Source organism: Falsiroseomonas oleicola, assembly GCF_019029495.1.
Classification (GTDB): domain Bacteria; phylum Pseudomonadota; class Alphaproteobacteria; order Acetobacterales; family Acetobacteraceae; genus Falsiroseomonas; species Falsiroseomonas oleicola.
The window spans coordinates 1-15,017 of the sequence record NZ_JAERQM010000006.1 but is presented as its reverse complement, the minus strand read 5'-3'; the positions used below and the strand labels follow the sequence as shown (position 1 = coordinate 15,017).

The window sequence follows — 15,017 nt, the reverse complement described above, 5'->3', positions numbered from 1 at the left end:
CGGCAATGGCGACGATCGCCTGATCGGCGATGCGCTGAACAACCGCCTGTCCGGCGGTGCCGGCAACGACACGCTGATCGGCGGGTTGGGCGATGATACGCTGGATGGCGGGCTGGGTGCCGACAGCCTGGCGGGCGGGGATGGCGACGACACCTATGTCGTGGATGACCTCGGCGACATCGTGGTCGAGGAAGCCGGCGGCGGCTTTGACCGCGTCATATCCAGGATCGACTGGACACTTGGCGCCGAGCTCGAGCGTCTCAGCCTGTCGGGTTCCGCCGACCTCAACGGCACGGGCAATGCGCTGGCCAACCGGTTGGACGGCAATGCGGGTGCGAACATCCTCGATGGTGGCGAAGGTGCCGACACCCTCTACGGCGGCGCCGGCAACGACACGCTGATCGGCGGCGACGGCACGGACCTGCTGGATGGCGGGATAGGTGCCGATAGCCTGGTGGGCGGGGATGGTGCGGACGTTTTCCTTTTCCGCAGCGCCATGGAAGCGAACGACGATGTGGTCGCCGACTTCAACGTGGCACAGGGCGACAGAATTGATTTGCGCCCCATCGATGCAAACCTGCTCATCGCAGACAACCAGGACTTTACCTGGATTGGAGAGGCGAGCTTTGGCGCTGTGGCCGGGCAACTGCGTTTCGCCGACGAGATTCTGGAAGGCGACCTGGATGGCGACGGAATTGCCGATTTCCAGATCACCCTGAGCGGCGTAGCGTCGCTCACCGATGCCAGTATCTGGCTGTGACGCAAGGCTCATACGAGCGGACCGGTCTGTTGACCGGTCTGAGCGCCCGGATGGGCGCCGCCGCAAGTGCGTCGCGCCGAAGGCGCGCCTTCGGTGCGGCGAAGCCCAGGAAACCGGTGGTATAAGTCCCCGGATTGGAGAATGCGCGCCGCTTCTCCCCCATCTGGTCGGAAACGGCCATCAGTACCGGCAGCGTCATCCCATCGGGCAGCTGCCTGTCCAAGATCGGGAGGCGGGAGACGCAGGACGCGTTGATCTTCTCGGCCGCCACCAGCTCATCGATCGAGCGGTACCGGCCCGCCTCTATCATCTCCCATCACCGAAACGTCCGGGCCAGCGCCTTCACCAGCGTGGTGTCCGGAGCGGAGGCGACGCAGGGGGACATTCGCGCCGCCGTCAGGAGGTAGCCGCTACCATCATGGGGTAAAATGGTGGGTGAAGCCATTACCGCCCAAGTAACACATTGATATTGCAAATATTCTGGCGGATGGGGTGGCGAGGGCCAAACGAGGGAAGGTCGGCGGATTTCCTCGCGCCGCGGCATATCGGAATTGGCTATGGCCCGGTCCATTGCCCGGCGCCGCTGGACTATCGGCCAGACGCTGAAACGCAAAAAGCCGCCTCGTGGGGGTCACCCACGAGGCGGCTGCAAGCTTAGGCGATGTGGATCGATCAGCGCGAGTCGCTGATCAGCAGTTCGTGGACGCGTGGCTTTTCGGCGCCCCGGGCGACGGGGTAGTGGACGGCCACCTCCTCGATCTTGAAGCGCCCGAAGATCTTGCGGATCTCCGGCGTGTCGTTGATCGACATCAGGAAGCGGCCCTGCACCCCCGCCAGTAGCTCGGCCAGGTGGTTGAAATCCGACCGCGCGAAGATCCCCGGACCATAGTAGGTCTCGCAGCGGAAGTAGGGTGGGTCGAGGTAGAACAGCGTGCCAGGTCGGTCATAGCGCCGGATGAAGTCGGCATAGGCCAGCTGCTCGATGGTGACCTCGGCCAGCCGCTCATGGGCGGCATGTAGCAGCGGCGCGAGCTTTGCCGGGTTCAGCTTGCCGGGCGCCCCGGGGGAGACGCTAAAAACCCCATCCAGCAGCCCGCCATAGGCCATGCGCTGCAGGCTGATGAAGCGGGCGGCGCGCTCGATGTCGGTGAGCAGGGTGGGATCGGTGGCGCGGAGGCGGCCGAAGTCCTGGCGGCTGGCCAGTTGCCACCTGAGGCAGTCCATGAGGGCGCCTGGATGGCGCTGAAGGACACGGAAGAGGTTCACCACATCGCCGCTGATGTCGTTGATGACCTCGGCGCGGGGCCGGCGGCGTCGCCGCAGAAAGATGCCCCCCATTCCGATGAAGGGCTCCGCATAGGTGATGTGAGGTAGCGCCTCGATCCGCGGGATGATGTGCCGGGCAAGGTTGCGTTTTCCCCCGACCCACGGGGCGACCGGTGAGGCCGCGGGGGCAGGCATAAGACTGGACTCCATGTTCGCTTTTCGTTCTAGTATCCCTCGCCTCCAATCGGAGGCCGCGGGGCGGTTCATCCGTGCATGGTCCTCGGCCATGCGGTTCGGGCAGCTGCAACTGCCTGACCCCCGTGCCCTGGTCGGTGCGGGAGACGGAGAGGGTGATGAAGGAGTCGACGTCCGCCGCAGTCCCCAGCTGGCTGCTCCCAGCCTGGCCGCGACTGGTCGCGACCCGGGATGCGGCGCTGGCCGCCGGCGCGCCGGTCGAGCAGGCGCTGGGGGCAGCGCGGGCGACGGCGGCCGAGATCCTGTCGCCGGCGCTGCCCGCCTATGTGCTGCGGGAGGCGATGCTGATCCTGGCGGCCGAGATGGCCGAGCGAGGCGCGCCATGAGGCTGTTTCGCCTGCGGCCGCGGCCGGAGATGCTGTGGCATGCCGACTGGATGGCGACGTCGCATCTGGGGGAGTGCCTGGTCAGCGCCCGTGACGAGGCGGAGGCGCGGCGCCTGGCGCGGGTGCTGTTCACCCGGCCGGGCGTGGTGCCCTATGACGCCGATCCCTGGGGCCGGGGTGACCTGGTCGAGGTGGCGACCGCGCTCCGCGCTTTGCCGCTGCCGCGCGGCCTGGTGGTGGCGCTGCCACGGTCGGCCGTCGCGCCATAGCCGGGACCGGGTGGCACCGCGCCGCGCATGGGGACCAATCGTCTGGATGGCCGACCCTCGCCGACATCACCGCTTTGGCATGCCGAGGATGCGACGCTGGTGCTGGCCTGCGCCTGCGGGCGGCAGGAGAATCTGCGGATCCGCGACCTGTTCCGGGGCCAGCATCGGGATGAGGTGCTGTGGCGCCTGGTCTCCCGCCTGCGCTGCGGCTGCGGCGCCCGGCCGCGGGCGCTGGATGTCTCCACCACCCTGACGCCGACCCGCTATGCCTGGGCCGAGCGGATGACGGTCGACCAGGCGGCGCGGAATGGGTTGCGGCTGCGGCCCTGCTGCCTGCAATGCGGGCATCTGGGCGCGGAGATCGCGGCGCAGAGCCTGGTGGGCCGCCATGGCAGCCGGACCCTGATGCAGATCAGCAAGCGCCTGCGCTGCCGCAACTGCGATCGGGTGGGCCATGTCGGGGTGCACAGCTACCCGGCGGGCATGCCGTTTCGGCCAGCCCAGCCGCGGTTGCCGATGCCGGCGCCGCCGCCCTCACCAGCCGCAGAGGCGTCGCCCGGTCTGGTTATGGGCGAGGATGGCGCGGGCGGTGGGGTCGCTCAGGCTGTCGGCGCGGCTGACCAGGATGGGCCGCCAGGCGCCGCAGGGGTCAGTCCCGCCGCCAGTCGCGGAGCAGCCGCTCAGCAGCAGCAGGGTCCCGAGCCACATCACGTTCCACCGCATCCCGGACCTCCCGTCTGTTGAGTGCGCGCTGCGCCTGGTCCAGCGCCACGTCGCGCCGCGCCTGTCGCCGGCCGGCGAGGTAGGCGCCGGCGATCGCCGCCAGCGCCGCCGCGGCGATCGCCACCCAGCCCTGCATCCGGCCCCAGAGGCCGGCGAGGATCCCGATCACGCCAGCGCCTCGGGGCGATCGCGGCGGCGGGACAGAATCACCGAAAGCGCGATGACGGCGACGGCGACGATCAGCGCCACGCCGGTCCATTGCGGCAGGCCGCCCAGCGAGGAGATGACGGAGGCCGCCGGCGCCGCCACGGCAACTGCGGTGGCGACGGAGCTGGCGCCGCGCCCGGTGCCGGTGGCGGCCGCCTCCAGCACGGTGGCCACCGGCCGGACGATGCCGGCGCGGCGCAGGCCCTCATCGATCACGGCGGCGGCGTAGGGCTGGCCGCCGAGCTCGTGGCGGATGATCGCCTCGACCATCGGCCGCATGGTCTCGTAGCGCTGAAGGTCGATGACCGCATCGGGATCCACGCCCAGCGCCGCGGCGACGCCGCGGACATAGGCGCCGGTGTCGTTCTCCTTGGGCGGTGCCCAGCGGTTGATGATGCCGCGGACGCTGCGCAGGCCGTGGCGGTCCTGATAGGTGGTCAGCAGCATTGCGAGCGCGCGGATGCCGTATTCGTGGCTCTCGAAGACGGCAAAGCGGGCGCGGCCGCCATGCCGCGGCGCGGGCTCGATGCCGACCTGGCCCTGCCATTTGTTGGCCGTGACGTAGTCGATATTGCCGGGGTTGCGGTTGCGATAGCCGCGCGAATCCTCGGGCCGTATGCGGGCCATGGACGTCTCCATGATGAGGGGGAAGCCGCCCAGCGTGGCGGCGAGACAGATCAGGGCCGGCGGCGGAAGGCGCCGAGCAGCCCTTCGACGATCGGGTCCAGCAGCGCCGGCCCCTTGTTGGCGAGCACGCCGATGACGACGAGGGCCGGTGACCCATCGAGGCCGACAGCGCCGCAGGCCAGTGCGCCGATCGCGGCGCAGCCGGCGATCAGCGGGACTTCGTAAATCAGCACGGTCAGCAACTTCTGGGCCGTGATGCTCTCGCGTCCGGCGCGGCCCAGCAGCAGCGCTCGACCGGCGCCAGCCGCGATCAGTGAAGCCAGCGCCTCCGCCAGGGAGGGATGCGGATCAGGCAGCAGGGGCATCATGCTCCTCCGGCGTCGCTGAAGCTTGACCCATACATGACGATCAGCACGTCGATCTCGTCGGAGCACTGTTCCATCACGCGATCAACAGGCTCGGATAGTTGTTGGCCGCCTGGACCATCGCCTTCAGGGCCGCGCGGAATGCGCTGTCGGTGGGCGCAAAGACGCGCTCCACGCCCAGCATCGCGATATCCACGTTGCGACCGCTGGCGGTTTGCAGCCCCAGCGTCGTGTCGAATTTGGCGAGCGCCGTCAGGCGCTGCGAATGCGGCAGCAGCGTCAGGCCGGAGACGCTCGCGACGCCGCCGGACGGCGTGCCCGGTGCGCCATTCAGCCAGATGGCCAGCGTGCCGGTGGACTGCTGCCAAGACAGCGTCGACAGGTGGTAGGCCCCCGCCGTGGCGGCGATGGATAGACGTACGGTCGCCACGCCCGCCGCATCGAAGGTGATAACCTGGATGAGTTCGGAGTTGCGATGACGCACCTCGATCCCGCCGCCATTAGCACCAGCGACGCCATAGGCCACAGCTGTCGCGCTTGAGCCGTCATTGGTCACGCAGTAGATGGTCCAGTCAGCCCCGTTGGGAACCACGACGGTGCCCGCAGGGGTGATCAGCCCACCCGCCGGGTCGTTGCTCTGCCCGCGAACGGATGTGCTTCCGTCCGGACCGCCGCCCTCCACCACCAGCGGCAGCTGGCCGGCGACGATCGGTGCCAGCGGCAACTCCGCCTGCCGGTCATTCCACTCAGGCGTGGCGAAAGCCAAGTTCTGCCGGTGGCGGCCCTGCCACCAGTAGCGGGTGCCGGGGCGCGCGCCGAACGCCTCGGCCGCCAGGTCGCGCTGGGGGCCAGTGGTCAGGCCGGGCCGGCCGGAGAGAAATCGGAGGGTGGTGGGCATCAGGTCAGCTCCCAGGGAGGATGGAACGTGTGGGTGAGTGGGCCGAGGCCCGCCACGGCGCCGCCGTTATTGGCCCGCAGCAGGCCGCGCGGTCCGAACCGGCCGCCCAGCGCGCCGCCGATCCCCACCGACGAACTGGCGTAGAGTAATTGCAGCCCCGGCTCGGGCGCGCGCGACAGCGCCAGGTCGTAGCCTCGTTCGAGGGTCGGGCCGGTTGTCGTCGGTGTATTGATCGGCGTGACACCTGTGACGGACAGGCTGCCGGCGCGGTCCAGCGCGATGTTCCACCCGGCGGATGCGCCGAGGGTCGCGGCCTCCACCAGATCGCCGCTGGTGTCCACCTCCAGGTCATGCAGCGCGCCGTCGCCATCAACCAGCATCTCCAGCGCGACGCGGACAGTGGTGGCGTCATGCATCCACCAGCGTCGTGGGTGCATCAGGCGGTAGGTGTGGCCGAACACGCCCTGGAGCGCGGCGCCGCCGATGCCCCAGCCCATGCGGCGATAGCCGGGCACAAGCGAATGCGCGCCGGTCGCGGCGTATTCCAATGCATAATTGCTTCCGCCCAGTAGCACCCGGCCGGGCGCCAGCAATACGGCGCGGGAGGCGGCGGTGGAGACGAAGGCTGGCGTGTTGGTGCGCTGAACGGCCGTGGTGATCAGCGGCACGCGCTCGAATTGCCCGAGCACCTCGTGACATAGCGCCTCGATATCCATCTGGTGCGTCACCAGGAACTGCGTGAACTGCGCCTCGGTGGACATCGGCCAACCGCCGCCGCGATTGGCCTCGCCCTGCACGTAACCCTGGAAGAAGCACACCAGGCGGCGGCCGGCGGCACGGCTGATGTCGCGGCACTGGCGCAGTATGTCCGCCATGATCTGCCAATTGTCGGACCCGCGCGCGAAGCGCTGGAAGGGGTTCCCGCCTTGGAGCACACCCGCGACGATAATCCGCGGCTGCACCGTCCAGCCCGCCGCCGCCCACGCCGCCTGGATGCGCCTGACGCATTCGAATGGCCAGCGCTCATTGGGCTGCCCGCCGGAGGGGATGGCGCGCAGAGGGACATAGCTCGAAAAGGGTGTGGTGCCGGGCGCCATCCCCGGTGCCGGCATGAACGCATTCGGGATGGGGTCGGTGGAGTAGGCGTCAGCCTCGTTGGCATTGTCCGTGTCGACAAAGCCCTCGTTGAGGCTCTGACCATTGTGGATGACCAACACGTCGATGCCGGGGTCCGGCATGTAGAGGCCAGGCGGCAGGATGCGGCTGTAGCTCAGGCTGGTGCGCGCCGTGACGCCGCCCGCCGGCACGAGGGCGCCGAACTCGTCGCGCACCAGCGTGCGGCCGTCGGTGCGGATGCCCTGCACCACCCGACCGTCGGGAAAGACCGCGGCCTCCACCAGATCTTCAATCGCCGGCACGGCGCGCGGCGCCGATCCCCAGAGCGCGTCGAGCGTCCGGATCACCGGCCGGAATTCGCCGCCGATGACGGCGTGCTGGCCCTCGCGGCGATCCTCATATTCGACGGTGCTGCCATCGGGCGCGACGGTGAGTGAGACGAGGTCCTGAATTGCCGGGCCGATCGTCGGGGCGACGGTCGCAAGGCGTTGCGCCACGACAGCCCCTGCAATGCCGGCCGCCACGTCATCCCCGGTGGGGATCGGGGCCAGCACACCGGCGGCGTCGATCGCCAGGTTGACGATGCCCGTGGCGGTCCGGCGCACAGCGGCAAGCACGCTGTCATCCTCGGCGAAATCGATGCTGAGGTAGTCCTCGATCGCAGGCACCATGTGCGTGGTGCGCCACAGCCGTTCGAGCGTGTCCCCGGTGCCGCGCAGCATGCCGTCGACCAGATGTCGCTCGCCCTGATCCGCATCGACCACGCGCACGGCGCCGCCATTGGGGCCGTAGTCAACCTCGATGTAGTCATCGACAGCCGGCACGACGCGGCCGACAGCTGCACGGGTGATGTCGAGCAGGCGGGCCGCCTCCAGTAGGTCCGCTGCCAGCGTGCTGGGTAGCGGCGCCTCATAGGTCCAGCCGCCGCCGGTGGCGTAGTAGCGATAGCTGCCTGCGCGGCGGCCATCGCTGTCGGTCAGAAGATAGGCCAAAGACAGGTTGGCCGGCGTGGTGGCGGATAGCGCCTGCCAGGTCAGGTACGGCAGCCCGGCATTGACGACGGCGGCGGCGGCGTTCAAGGCCGCACTGGCCGCCAGGGCTGCTTGCGCCGTGGCCTCCACCACGGCGGGGGCAGCGGCTGCCGTGCCGGCCGCAGCGCCAGCCGCCGTACCGGCCTCGCCGCCGACGATGCTGGCCCGACCCTCGGCCGCAGTCACAGATGCATCGCGGATGGCCGAAACGGGGGTCTGCTCAACCGCGCCGGTCTCCGAATTGGTCCCGTAGACCGCCAGTTGCATCGGATCGGCCGCTACCGGCAGATCGGTCGCGAGCTGGACAGCGACGAAGATCTCGGTGCTTTCGCTCATGCGGAAGCACCTCCGATCGCGCGTCCGTTGGGTAGGATGAGAAATGCGCCCTGCGGCGTAACGACGGGCGTCGCCGGCACGGCCCCAAGCTGCACGCCGCCATCGATCATCGTGAACGGCCGCAAGGCCACGCGCGCGATCGGCGAGACGACGGCGCAGCGGGCGACAAAGGCACCGGTGCCGGCGACGGCCAGCAGCGCGGTCGCGATGCCGCGAGCGTCGGAGATGCGACCCGGGGCGCGCATCTCGACGCCCTGCGGCGTGACCCAGGACAGGTCCGCGATGGCACCCGTGACCGGTGCGCCTTCCTGATCGAGGATCGTCGCCTCGATGGAGATCGCGGTCCCTTCCACGGCGCGCGGCCGCAGGTGATCGCTGCTGGCCACGCGCAGCGTGACCCGCACATCGGTGGGGGGCATGGATGCTCCGGAATGTCGTCAGGGGGCGCGCCGTGGCGCGCCGGGTCAGGCCGCCTCGGTGGGCAGCCCATCGGCCAGCAGCGCGTCGCGCTCGGCCTCGGTGATCAGGTCGGCGGCGAGCAGCGCGCCGATTCCGGCGACGGTCTCGGCATCGTCCAGCTCGACGATGCTCGACGCCGCCAGATCGTCGAGCCAGACCTGGATGCTGGCGTCGCCGCCCTCCATGGCAAGGGAGGCGGCAAGGGTGATGGCGGCGCGGCGGGCCGGCGTCAGCCGGCGACGAAAGGCCAGCGCGCCGATGCGGCGGATCGGCGGCGGCGCGGGCGGTGGCGGCGGATCCTGGGCGATGGGCGCGCCGTCGGGGCCTGGCAGGATGCGCTGGCCGGCGGCCTGTGCGGCGATCAGCGCGGCATGCAGGTCAGGGCTGACGGGAACGGCATCGGCCGGCACGGCGGCGCCATGGATATCCGCGCGGTAGAAGCCGCCGGTGCTGGGGGCGTAGTGATACATCGCGCGCTCCTATCGACCGATGGCAAGGTAACTGCCGGACATCGGCGTATCCGCCTGCTTGCAGGACAGGCCCAGCGTGCAGCCGCTCGCGGTCGGGGGGGCGGTGCGCCAGGCACCTTCCTGGAAGCCAGCGCCGGTGACATCGAAGGCGATCGGAAAAACGTGCCAGCAGGCGACCGGGAATGTGATCGGGAAGGTCACTTCGATCGCGGCATTTTCGGCAACGCCGCTCACCAGGATGCCCGTGGTCCCAGCAAAGTTGCCCCATTGCAGGATCAACCCGCCGGGCAAGTGCCTGTAGCCCACGAAGTCGCTGATGCCACCGCCGCCGTAGAGCACGCGCAGCGCATCGCGGAACTGGTTCGGATTGGCATGGTCGACCACCAACCCGGCCTCCGTCACCACGGAGGCGATGCTCGCTGCCCTGGCAAAGAGGGTGAGGCAGGCGGCGAGGACCTGGCCGTAATTCTCCTGATCCGGCGTGATGCCGGCGGCCAGAAGGAAGCTCATCAGCTCCTCCTGGATCACGTTGAATTCGGCCGCGCCGAAGATGCTGCCGAGCAGGCCGGCGCCGGGATCGCCATTGGTGCCATAGCCCGGCGTGCCCACGGGCGCGGGCGCGGCCGGCAGGGCCGGTACCTGCGTGCCGTTCGCGAGACGATACATCGCCCCTCCTAGCTGTACTGGAAGATCAGGGTGGTATGCAGCGGCGCCAGGGCGCGCATCTCGCACTCGAGGACGTCGTTGCCCCAGCTGCGGAATCGCTCGCCGAGGGTGGATTGTCCGAGGCGAAACAGGGTGATGGTGTTCAGCGGTGCCTGCACCGCCCAGGCATGTGCCCAGCGCGCATCCTGCAGGTTCCCGCCGAGACGCATGGCGCCAAGGCGGGAAGGGCCAAATTCGCGGATGGTGATGGCGTAGCCCAGCGCGGCGGCCTGGCTGACGAGGTAGGGGATGCTTTGGCCGCCGCGGGCGGTCAGCCGGGCGACCACCTGCCCGCGGCGTTCCTGCAGGCCAGGCGCGGGACCGGCGCAGGGGTCGGGCAGGCCGAGCGCGGCCTCCCATTCGGGCAGTAGCTCGAAGGCCGTGGCGGGAAAGGCATCGACCAGCAGGGCGCGGGCACGGGCGCGCAGCCGGGCGGCGCCGGCGGCGAGGCCCGAGAGCACCCGTTCCTGGGTGGTGCCGGGGTGGCGGGGCCAGACCGGGCCGCTGGGCATCAGGGCTTGCAGGGCGGCGAGGTGCTCGGCCGGGCCGCGTTCGACATCGGCCATGGTCAGGCGGGCCAGGTGATGAGGCCCAGCACCGGCAGGCGGCCGGTGGGGGCGGTGACGGGGACGAGGCCTGGCAGGGAGAACCGCTCCACCCCCGGCACGCCGTCGATCGCAGCGGCGATGGCGGAGGGGTAGATGGTGCCGCCGGGGATGCCCTCGCGGCGGAACATGCCGGTCAGGGCGGCGGTGATGGCGGCGCGGATGGCGGTGCTGTCGGCCGAGAGGTCGGCGATGGTCAGATGCACCGGATGGGCGATCGGGGCCACGACGTAGACCAGGGCGGTGACCGGCTGGCGCGAGCGGATGTAGTCGGCGACCAGCAGCTGGTCACCGGTGGCGGCGACGGCGCGGGGATCGGAGGCGGCGACGCCGTCGGAGCCTTGCGGAAAGCCCGCATCGTCGGCGCGGGCATCGTCGAGCATGATGTGGACGGTGACGGTGCCGGCGGCGAGGCTGGCGTCCCAGGCGCGGGTGATGCCGGGGACTTCGCGCGCCCAGCTGGCGTAGTCGCCGGCCGCACCGCCTTTGGGCGGGTTGCGGTAGCGGTCGAGCATGCGCTGCCGGAAATCCTCCTCCGGCTCCTGATCGGCGCCGCCGGCGGCGGCCGTGGCCAGGGCTCCGGTGGCCAGAATGCCGCTGGCCGCGCCCATCAGGGTGACGGCGGCGCCGGCGAGCGCATTGCCGCTGGCGCCGGGCTCCTCGGCCAAGAGGGGCACGGTGACGCTGCCTCCCGGCCCGACCGTGCCGAGCGCCGTGGTCCGGTAGGCGATGCCGTCGGCGGTGCGGCTGATGCGGCTGCCCTCTGCCAGGATGGCGCCGGGGGTGCCGCCGAACGTCGCGGTCCCGGCGGCGGTCTCCATGTCCTTGCGAAAGATGCCGACGAGGGCGGCCCAGGCGACCAGGCGGGCGCCTGTGGCGGTGAGCGGATTGGCCTCGCGGGCGATCCAGTCGAGATAGCCGTAGAGGCCTTGCAGAAGGCCCGCCAGGACCTTGGCGAGGATGCCGAGCGGGGAGGCGCGGAGGATGGTGGTGCTGCCGCTGGCGGCGGCCATATCGGCCCGCGCCTGCCGCAGCAGGGCGGTCAGGGTGGGGCGCTCGAAGGCCATGGTCGAAGATCCCGTGTCAGATGCCTTGCCAGGCCCATTCGGCGCGCAGCGCGGCGCTGCGATGGGGCTGGTGGATGGTGATGGCGGCGCCCATGCGGCTGGGGCTGATCCAGCTGGTGGTGACCTCGACCTTGCGGGCGATGCCGTCCTCGATCAGCCAGGCCAGGGCCTCGCGGATGTAGTCGCGCGCGAGGTTGAGGGTTTCGGGGCGGCGCTTGGCGCGGCGCAGCAGCCAGAGGCGTGAGCCGATCGGGTCCTCGCCGAGGGCATTGCCCCACCAGCCCCGGCGGTCGGTCTCGCCCTGCGGCAGCACGTCATCGGGTGCGGCACGCGCATCGGTGAAGAGGCTGATCATGACGGCTGTCTCGAGCGCCTGGGCGGTGACGAAATCACCGCCCTCGGTGAGCTGCCAGTCGCCCTGGGAGCGTTCGGCATCCCAGACGATGGCGATATCGGTGGCGGTCATGAGGGCGGCAGTGTTTCGCTGTCGGTCTCGGTATGGGTATGGGCGTTGAAGCTGCGGCCGCCGATGATGACGTCCTCGGTCACTGTCAGGGCGCCCTCGATCGTCGTCATGGGGGCGTTGCGCAGGGTGATGGGCAGGCCGGCGCCATCGATGACGATGCCGGCGCGGGTGAGGTGGATGCGCTGGCCGAGATCGTCATGGATGACGGCCTCGCCCTCCTCGATCTCGACCTGGTAGCGGCGGTCATTGGTCGCGACGATGAAGCCGGCGGCGCGGTTGCCGCCGGGGAACAGCACGACGACGTCCGCACCCACCTTGGGACGCGAGGCAAAGCCATAGGCTTGCAGCAGCGGGGTTTCGTCGCGGATCTCCGCGGTGTCGAAGCGCACCTGCATGCGGCGGGCACCGCGGCCACCGAGCGCGGTGCTGGCGGCCACGCGGCCGATGGCGACCATGGACATCAGGCGCGCGTAGAGCCGATCAAGGCCGGCCGTCATGGCAGTGGCCCACCGCCGCCTGCGGCAATGCTGCCCTGGCGCAGCGCCTCGCTCACCTGCCAGTCGAAGGGGGCGAGGTAGACCGGTTGGGGCTGGAAGGCTTCCTGGGGCATCAGGGTGAGACGGGCGTGGGTACCCTGGCGGCCGCGCTCGAAGCTGACCTCAGAAATCAACCACTCCACATCCGGCAGTTTCAGCGTCGGCAGTTGCACCCGCGCCAGGCGGTTCGGCTGCCACAGGGCACCGGCGGCATCGCGCCAGGAATCCGCGAGGATCTCCACCGCCTGGCTGCGGCCGAAGCGCCGGGCGCGTTCCCAGTCGACGCGGCGCTGGGCGATGTCGACGCCGTTCTGCAGGGTCTCGGCAATGACGATCAGCGGCCGGAAGCGCCGGCCCTGACCAGGCGCATCGGCGCCGATGGTGATGTCGCGGGCGGTGGCGCGGGTGTTGAAGTCGGGCTGGGCGGCGCGGTCGAATTGCGCCAGCGTCTCCACCGGCATGAACACCGCCTCGTAGAGGCTGTAGCGCTTGTCGTAGGCGCGGGTGACGCTGGCCTCCTCGACATTGGCGCCCTCCTTGAAGCCGCTGGCCATGCGCTCTGTGCCGAGGCGGGCGAGAATCAGCCGGCCGTCCGGACCCTCATAGGCGAGGAACTCGGAATGCCGGGCGATGCGGTCGATGATGTCCCAGGCGGTTTCGGTGAGGATGACGTTGAACTGCGGCACCACCTCGCCCTCATCGGCGCGGGCATCGACCTCGATTCCATAGATGGCAGCGAGCTGGGCGATGACCTGGCGCGAGCGGGCGCTGAGGATCTGGTTGGCGCTGCCGCGGAGATAGGCGGAGCAGTCGACCAGGTCCTGGCACTTGCCGCGGCCGGTGACGCGGATCTGGGTGCCGCCGCGCTTGCTGACAGAGATGGCGTAGCGGTCGACATAGCCGGTGAGGACGGTGTCGCCGCCGATGCGGACCACGCAGTCCATGCCGGGCTGGACGGGCACGGCGGGCTTGCCGGGGTAGCGGTCGGTGACCACCAAGTCGAAGTCGCTGGGCATGCGCTCGATGCCGATGCCGATGCGGATCTCCTGCCAGCCGGAGAGCACCTGGCCGTCGACGAGCAGCGCGACGTCGCCGTCGTTGGGGGGCATTGAGGATCTCTGGAGGTAGATGGCTCTAAGCCAGCGCTGATAGCCGCTGAGCGGCTGAATTGGGCGGACAGCAGGTTCAGGGACCGGCCAGTAAGAGGTTCACTCTAAGCCCCATAAGCAACAGGAAAGCACCGCAGCAGTCTTCTTTGTGATAACCAACATACGACCGTCGGCAGTAAACCAATGATCCCGAACTTCATCATACCTAAAGATGGACGCGATCGGTATGGCCGGAGGGGCCACCAGGGCGTTGTTCACAACGTAGACGACGTAGCTGCGGCGGTTCGCTGGCCGCATCATTTTCTCATATTCATTGGCCGTCAGTTCGCAGACGAGTTCCGCGTTCAAGAGCCCCTTCACTTCGACCAGTAGGGGATCTGAGCTATTGTAAACCTCCAGATCCCAGCCCTTCGCGGCGGTTTCGACGCTTTTAACAATACATGAGCCGCCGAATTCGGCCTTGTAATAACCTATTGCATGCTCTACTGCGGCCTTCTCAACCTTGCGCCTCAGTTCAGGATCAAAGTTTTTGGGCGGCGTTTTATTGCCAGCTGAGGTCTTCGAGATAAGTTGCTTTTCTTTCGATTGACCGTAGGTCTGAATATAACTCCAAACCCGTTTATCGACGACCTCAGCGCCATACCAGGTTGGCTTTTGTCCGAAGCCTGAGCCCGGACGAAGGCGGCTGCTTTGCACCTCAAAGGTGCGAGCGATTGGCGGCAGCAGTGTTGCACCATCGGCTCGCGCCTCTGCGGTATAGTTGATACGCTTATCGTTGAGGTCAACGGTGCCGTCGCGACCTTCCCGAAACACTGTCGCATTCATGTACCAGCCGACGATCAGCGTTCGCCGAGTTCCAGGCTCCTTTGCGAGCCATACAACTAGGGCACCTTTTATTTCGGCATCAGTGCGTGCTGCCCCCATGCGCGTGATGTTGGTCTTCTCGTGACTACCCGGCGGCCGATGACCCCGAACAGTCCCATACGCGGTCGGCGCGAAATTATAGGACTCATCGCCGTATCGATGGTTGTTCAGGTAAGCATGAGCACCAATCGTCTTATCGTCAGGCGCGGTCCCGGCATAGCGCTTCATCCACCCGATGTTGAAGTAGATGATAGGCGGATTGGCACCTGCCTGGGCACGATGCTGTCGCGCGCGCATTTGCGCCGCTTCGGTTTTTTTTGGTGCTGCTTTCATCTCACGGACCGTTGCTAGATTCTTGCGCGGACCCCACCGCCGACGCCATTCGCGGCGCGGCGATCATTCTGGTCTCGCGACGAGCGCCGTGCAAGATCGGCTGACGGCCACATTAGACATTCAGGTACCTAGGTTCAGGACTCACAACCAGAATAATATGACGGCGGCGAAGGCGCATGCGGAGAGGAAGATGTCGGGGCATCGATCGTAGCGGGTGGCGATAC

Annotated in this window: 20 protein-coding genes; 3 read left to right on the top strand and 17 right to left on the bottom strand. The window is 68.8% G+C overall.

From position 1 onward, the window contains the following. Positions 1 to 760, top strand: a 760-nt coding sequence (locus JJQ90_RS27505; protein ID WP_216877840.1) for a calcium-binding protein, incomplete at its 5' end; no start/stop codon positions are given. On the opposite strand, the gene JJQ90_RS18970 is transcribed toward JJQ90_RS27505, so the two are convergent. Together JJQ90_RS18970 and JJQ90_RS18965 are read right to left on the bottom strand one after the other, a co-directional pair. Next, positions 735 to 1,070 carry a hypothetical protein gene (locus JJQ90_RS18970; RefSeq protein WP_216877839.1) on the bottom strand — a complete coding sequence of 112 codons (336 nt, stop codon included), beginning with the start codon at positions 1,068 to 1,070 and terminating at the stop codon, positions 735 to 737. The genes JJQ90_RS27505 and JJQ90_RS18970 overlap by 26 nt on opposite strands. 362 nt (positions 1,071 to 1,432) lie before the next feature. After that, positions 1,433 to 2,293 carry a DNA adenine methylase gene (locus tag JJQ90_RS18965; RefSeq protein WP_230410814.1) on the bottom strand — a complete coding sequence of 287 codons (861 nt, stop codon included), beginning with the start codon at positions 2,291 to 2,293 and terminating at the stop codon, positions 1,433 to 1,435. Between the two features lie 86 nt (positions 2,294 to 2,379). On the opposite strand from JJQ90_RS18965, the gene JJQ90_RS18960 reads away from it, so the two are divergent. Then, the gene (locus JJQ90_RS18960) at positions 2,380 to 2,607 is read left to right on the top strand and encodes a hypothetical protein (protein WP_216877838.1); all 228 of its coding nucleotides are present in this window, start codon (positions 2,380 to 2,382) and stop codon (positions 2,605 to 2,607) included. Next, the gene (locus JJQ90_RS18955; protein ID WP_216877837.1) at positions 2,604 to 2,876 is read left to right on the top strand and encodes a hypothetical protein; all 273 of its coding nucleotides are present in this window, start codon (positions 2,604 to 2,606) and stop codon (positions 2,874 to 2,876) included. The genes JJQ90_RS18960 and JJQ90_RS18955 overlap by 4 nt, the downstream gene beginning before the upstream one ends. A gap of 66 nt (positions 2,877 to 2,942) precedes the next feature. Here JJQ90_RS18955 and JJQ90_RS18950 read toward each other — a convergent pair whose 3' ends face one another. The 15 genes from JJQ90_RS18950 to JJQ90_RS18880 all read right to left on the bottom strand — a co-directional run bounded on the left by JJQ90_RS18950 (position 2,943) and on the right by JJQ90_RS18880 (position 14,793). After that, positions 2,943 to 3,332, bottom strand: coding sequence for a hypothetical protein (locus tag JJQ90_RS18950; RefSeq protein ID WP_216877836.1), 390 nt, complete (start codon positions 3,330 to 3,332; stop codon positions 2,943 to 2,945). 193 nt (positions 3,333 to 3,525) lie between these two features. After that, positions 3,526 to 3,768, bottom strand: coding sequence for a hypothetical protein (locus tag JJQ90_RS18945; RefSeq protein ID WP_216877835.1), 243 nt, complete (start codon positions 3,766 to 3,768; stop codon positions 3,526 to 3,528). After that, a complete protein-coding gene (locus JJQ90_RS18940) occupies positions 3,765 to 4,433 on the bottom strand; it encodes a structural protein (RefSeq protein WP_216877834.1) in 669 nt (222 codons plus the stop codon). The genes JJQ90_RS18945 and JJQ90_RS18940 overlap by 4 nt, the downstream gene beginning before the upstream one ends. 50 nt (positions 4,434 to 4,483) lie before the next feature. Beyond that, the gene (locus tag JJQ90_RS18935) at positions 4,484 to 4,798 is read right to left on the bottom strand and encodes a hypothetical protein (protein ID WP_216877833.1); all 315 of its coding nucleotides are present in this window, start codon (positions 4,796 to 4,798) and stop codon (positions 4,484 to 4,486) included. A gap of 76 nt (positions 4,799 to 4,874) precedes the next feature. Then, complete coding sequence (locus JJQ90_RS18930; RefSeq protein WP_216877832.1) at positions 4,875 to 5,696, bottom strand: hypothetical protein; 822 nt, start codon at positions 5,694 to 5,696, stop codon at positions 4,875 to 4,877. Continuing rightward, positions 5,696 to 8,179, bottom strand: a complete 2,484-nt coding sequence (locus tag JJQ90_RS18925; protein ID WP_216877831.1) for a hypothetical protein — start codon at positions 8,177 to 8,179, stop codon at positions 5,696 to 5,698. The genes JJQ90_RS18930 and JJQ90_RS18925 overlap by 1 nt, the downstream gene beginning before the upstream one ends. Further along, the gene (locus JJQ90_RS18920; protein WP_216877830.1) at positions 8,176 to 8,598 is read right to left on the bottom strand and encodes a hypothetical protein; all 423 of its coding nucleotides are present in this window, start codon (positions 8,596 to 8,598) and stop codon (positions 8,176 to 8,178) included. The genes JJQ90_RS18925 and JJQ90_RS18920 overlap by 4 nt, the downstream gene beginning before the upstream one ends. Positions 8,599 to 8,643: 45 nt before the next feature. Further along, entirely contained in the window at positions 8,644 to 9,108 is a 465-nt protein-coding gene (locus JJQ90_RS18915) for a hypothetical protein (protein ID WP_216877829.1), read from the bottom strand. 9 nt (positions 9,109 to 9,117) lie between these two features. Next, positions 9,118 to 9,774, bottom strand: coding sequence for a gp53-like domain-containing protein (locus JJQ90_RS18910; protein ID WP_216877828.1), 657 nt, complete (start codon positions 9,772 to 9,774; stop codon positions 9,118 to 9,120). Positions 9,775 to 9,782: 8 nt separating this feature from the next. Further along, complete coding sequence (locus tag JJQ90_RS18905; protein ID WP_216877827.1) at positions 9,783 to 10,379, bottom strand: YmfQ family protein; 597 nt, start codon at positions 10,377 to 10,379, stop codon at positions 9,783 to 9,785. A 2-nt stretch (positions 10,380 to 10,381) separates the two neighbouring features. Next, positions 10,382 to 11,485, bottom strand: a complete 1,104-nt coding sequence (locus JJQ90_RS18900; protein ID WP_216877826.1) for a baseplate J/gp47 family protein — start codon at positions 11,483 to 11,485, stop codon at positions 10,382 to 10,384. Positions 11,486 to 11,501: 16 nt separating this feature from the next. Beyond that, positions 11,502 to 11,951, bottom strand: coding sequence for a phage GP46 family protein (locus JJQ90_RS18895; protein WP_216877825.1), 450 nt, complete (start codon positions 11,949 to 11,951; stop codon positions 11,502 to 11,504). Next, positions 11,948 to 12,448 carry a phage baseplate assembly protein V gene (locus JJQ90_RS18890; protein WP_216877824.1) on the bottom strand — a complete coding sequence of 167 codons (501 nt, stop codon included), beginning with the start codon at positions 12,446 to 12,448 and terminating at the stop codon, positions 11,948 to 11,950. The genes JJQ90_RS18895 and JJQ90_RS18890 overlap by 4 nt, the downstream gene beginning before the upstream one ends. Beyond that, positions 12,445 to 13,596, bottom strand: coding sequence for a phage baseplate assembly protein (locus JJQ90_RS18885; RefSeq protein WP_216877823.1), 1,152 nt, complete (start codon positions 13,594 to 13,596; stop codon positions 12,445 to 12,447). The genes JJQ90_RS18890 and JJQ90_RS18885 overlap by 4 nt, the downstream gene beginning before the upstream one ends. 99 nt (positions 13,597 to 13,695) lie before the next feature. Next, positions 13,696 to 14,793 carry a protein NO VEIN domain-containing protein gene (locus JJQ90_RS18880; protein ID WP_216877822.1) on the bottom strand — a complete coding sequence of 366 codons (1,098 nt, stop codon included), beginning with the start codon at positions 14,791 to 14,793 and terminating at the stop codon, positions 13,696 to 13,698. Positions 14,794 to 15,017: the final 224 nt, after the last annotated feature.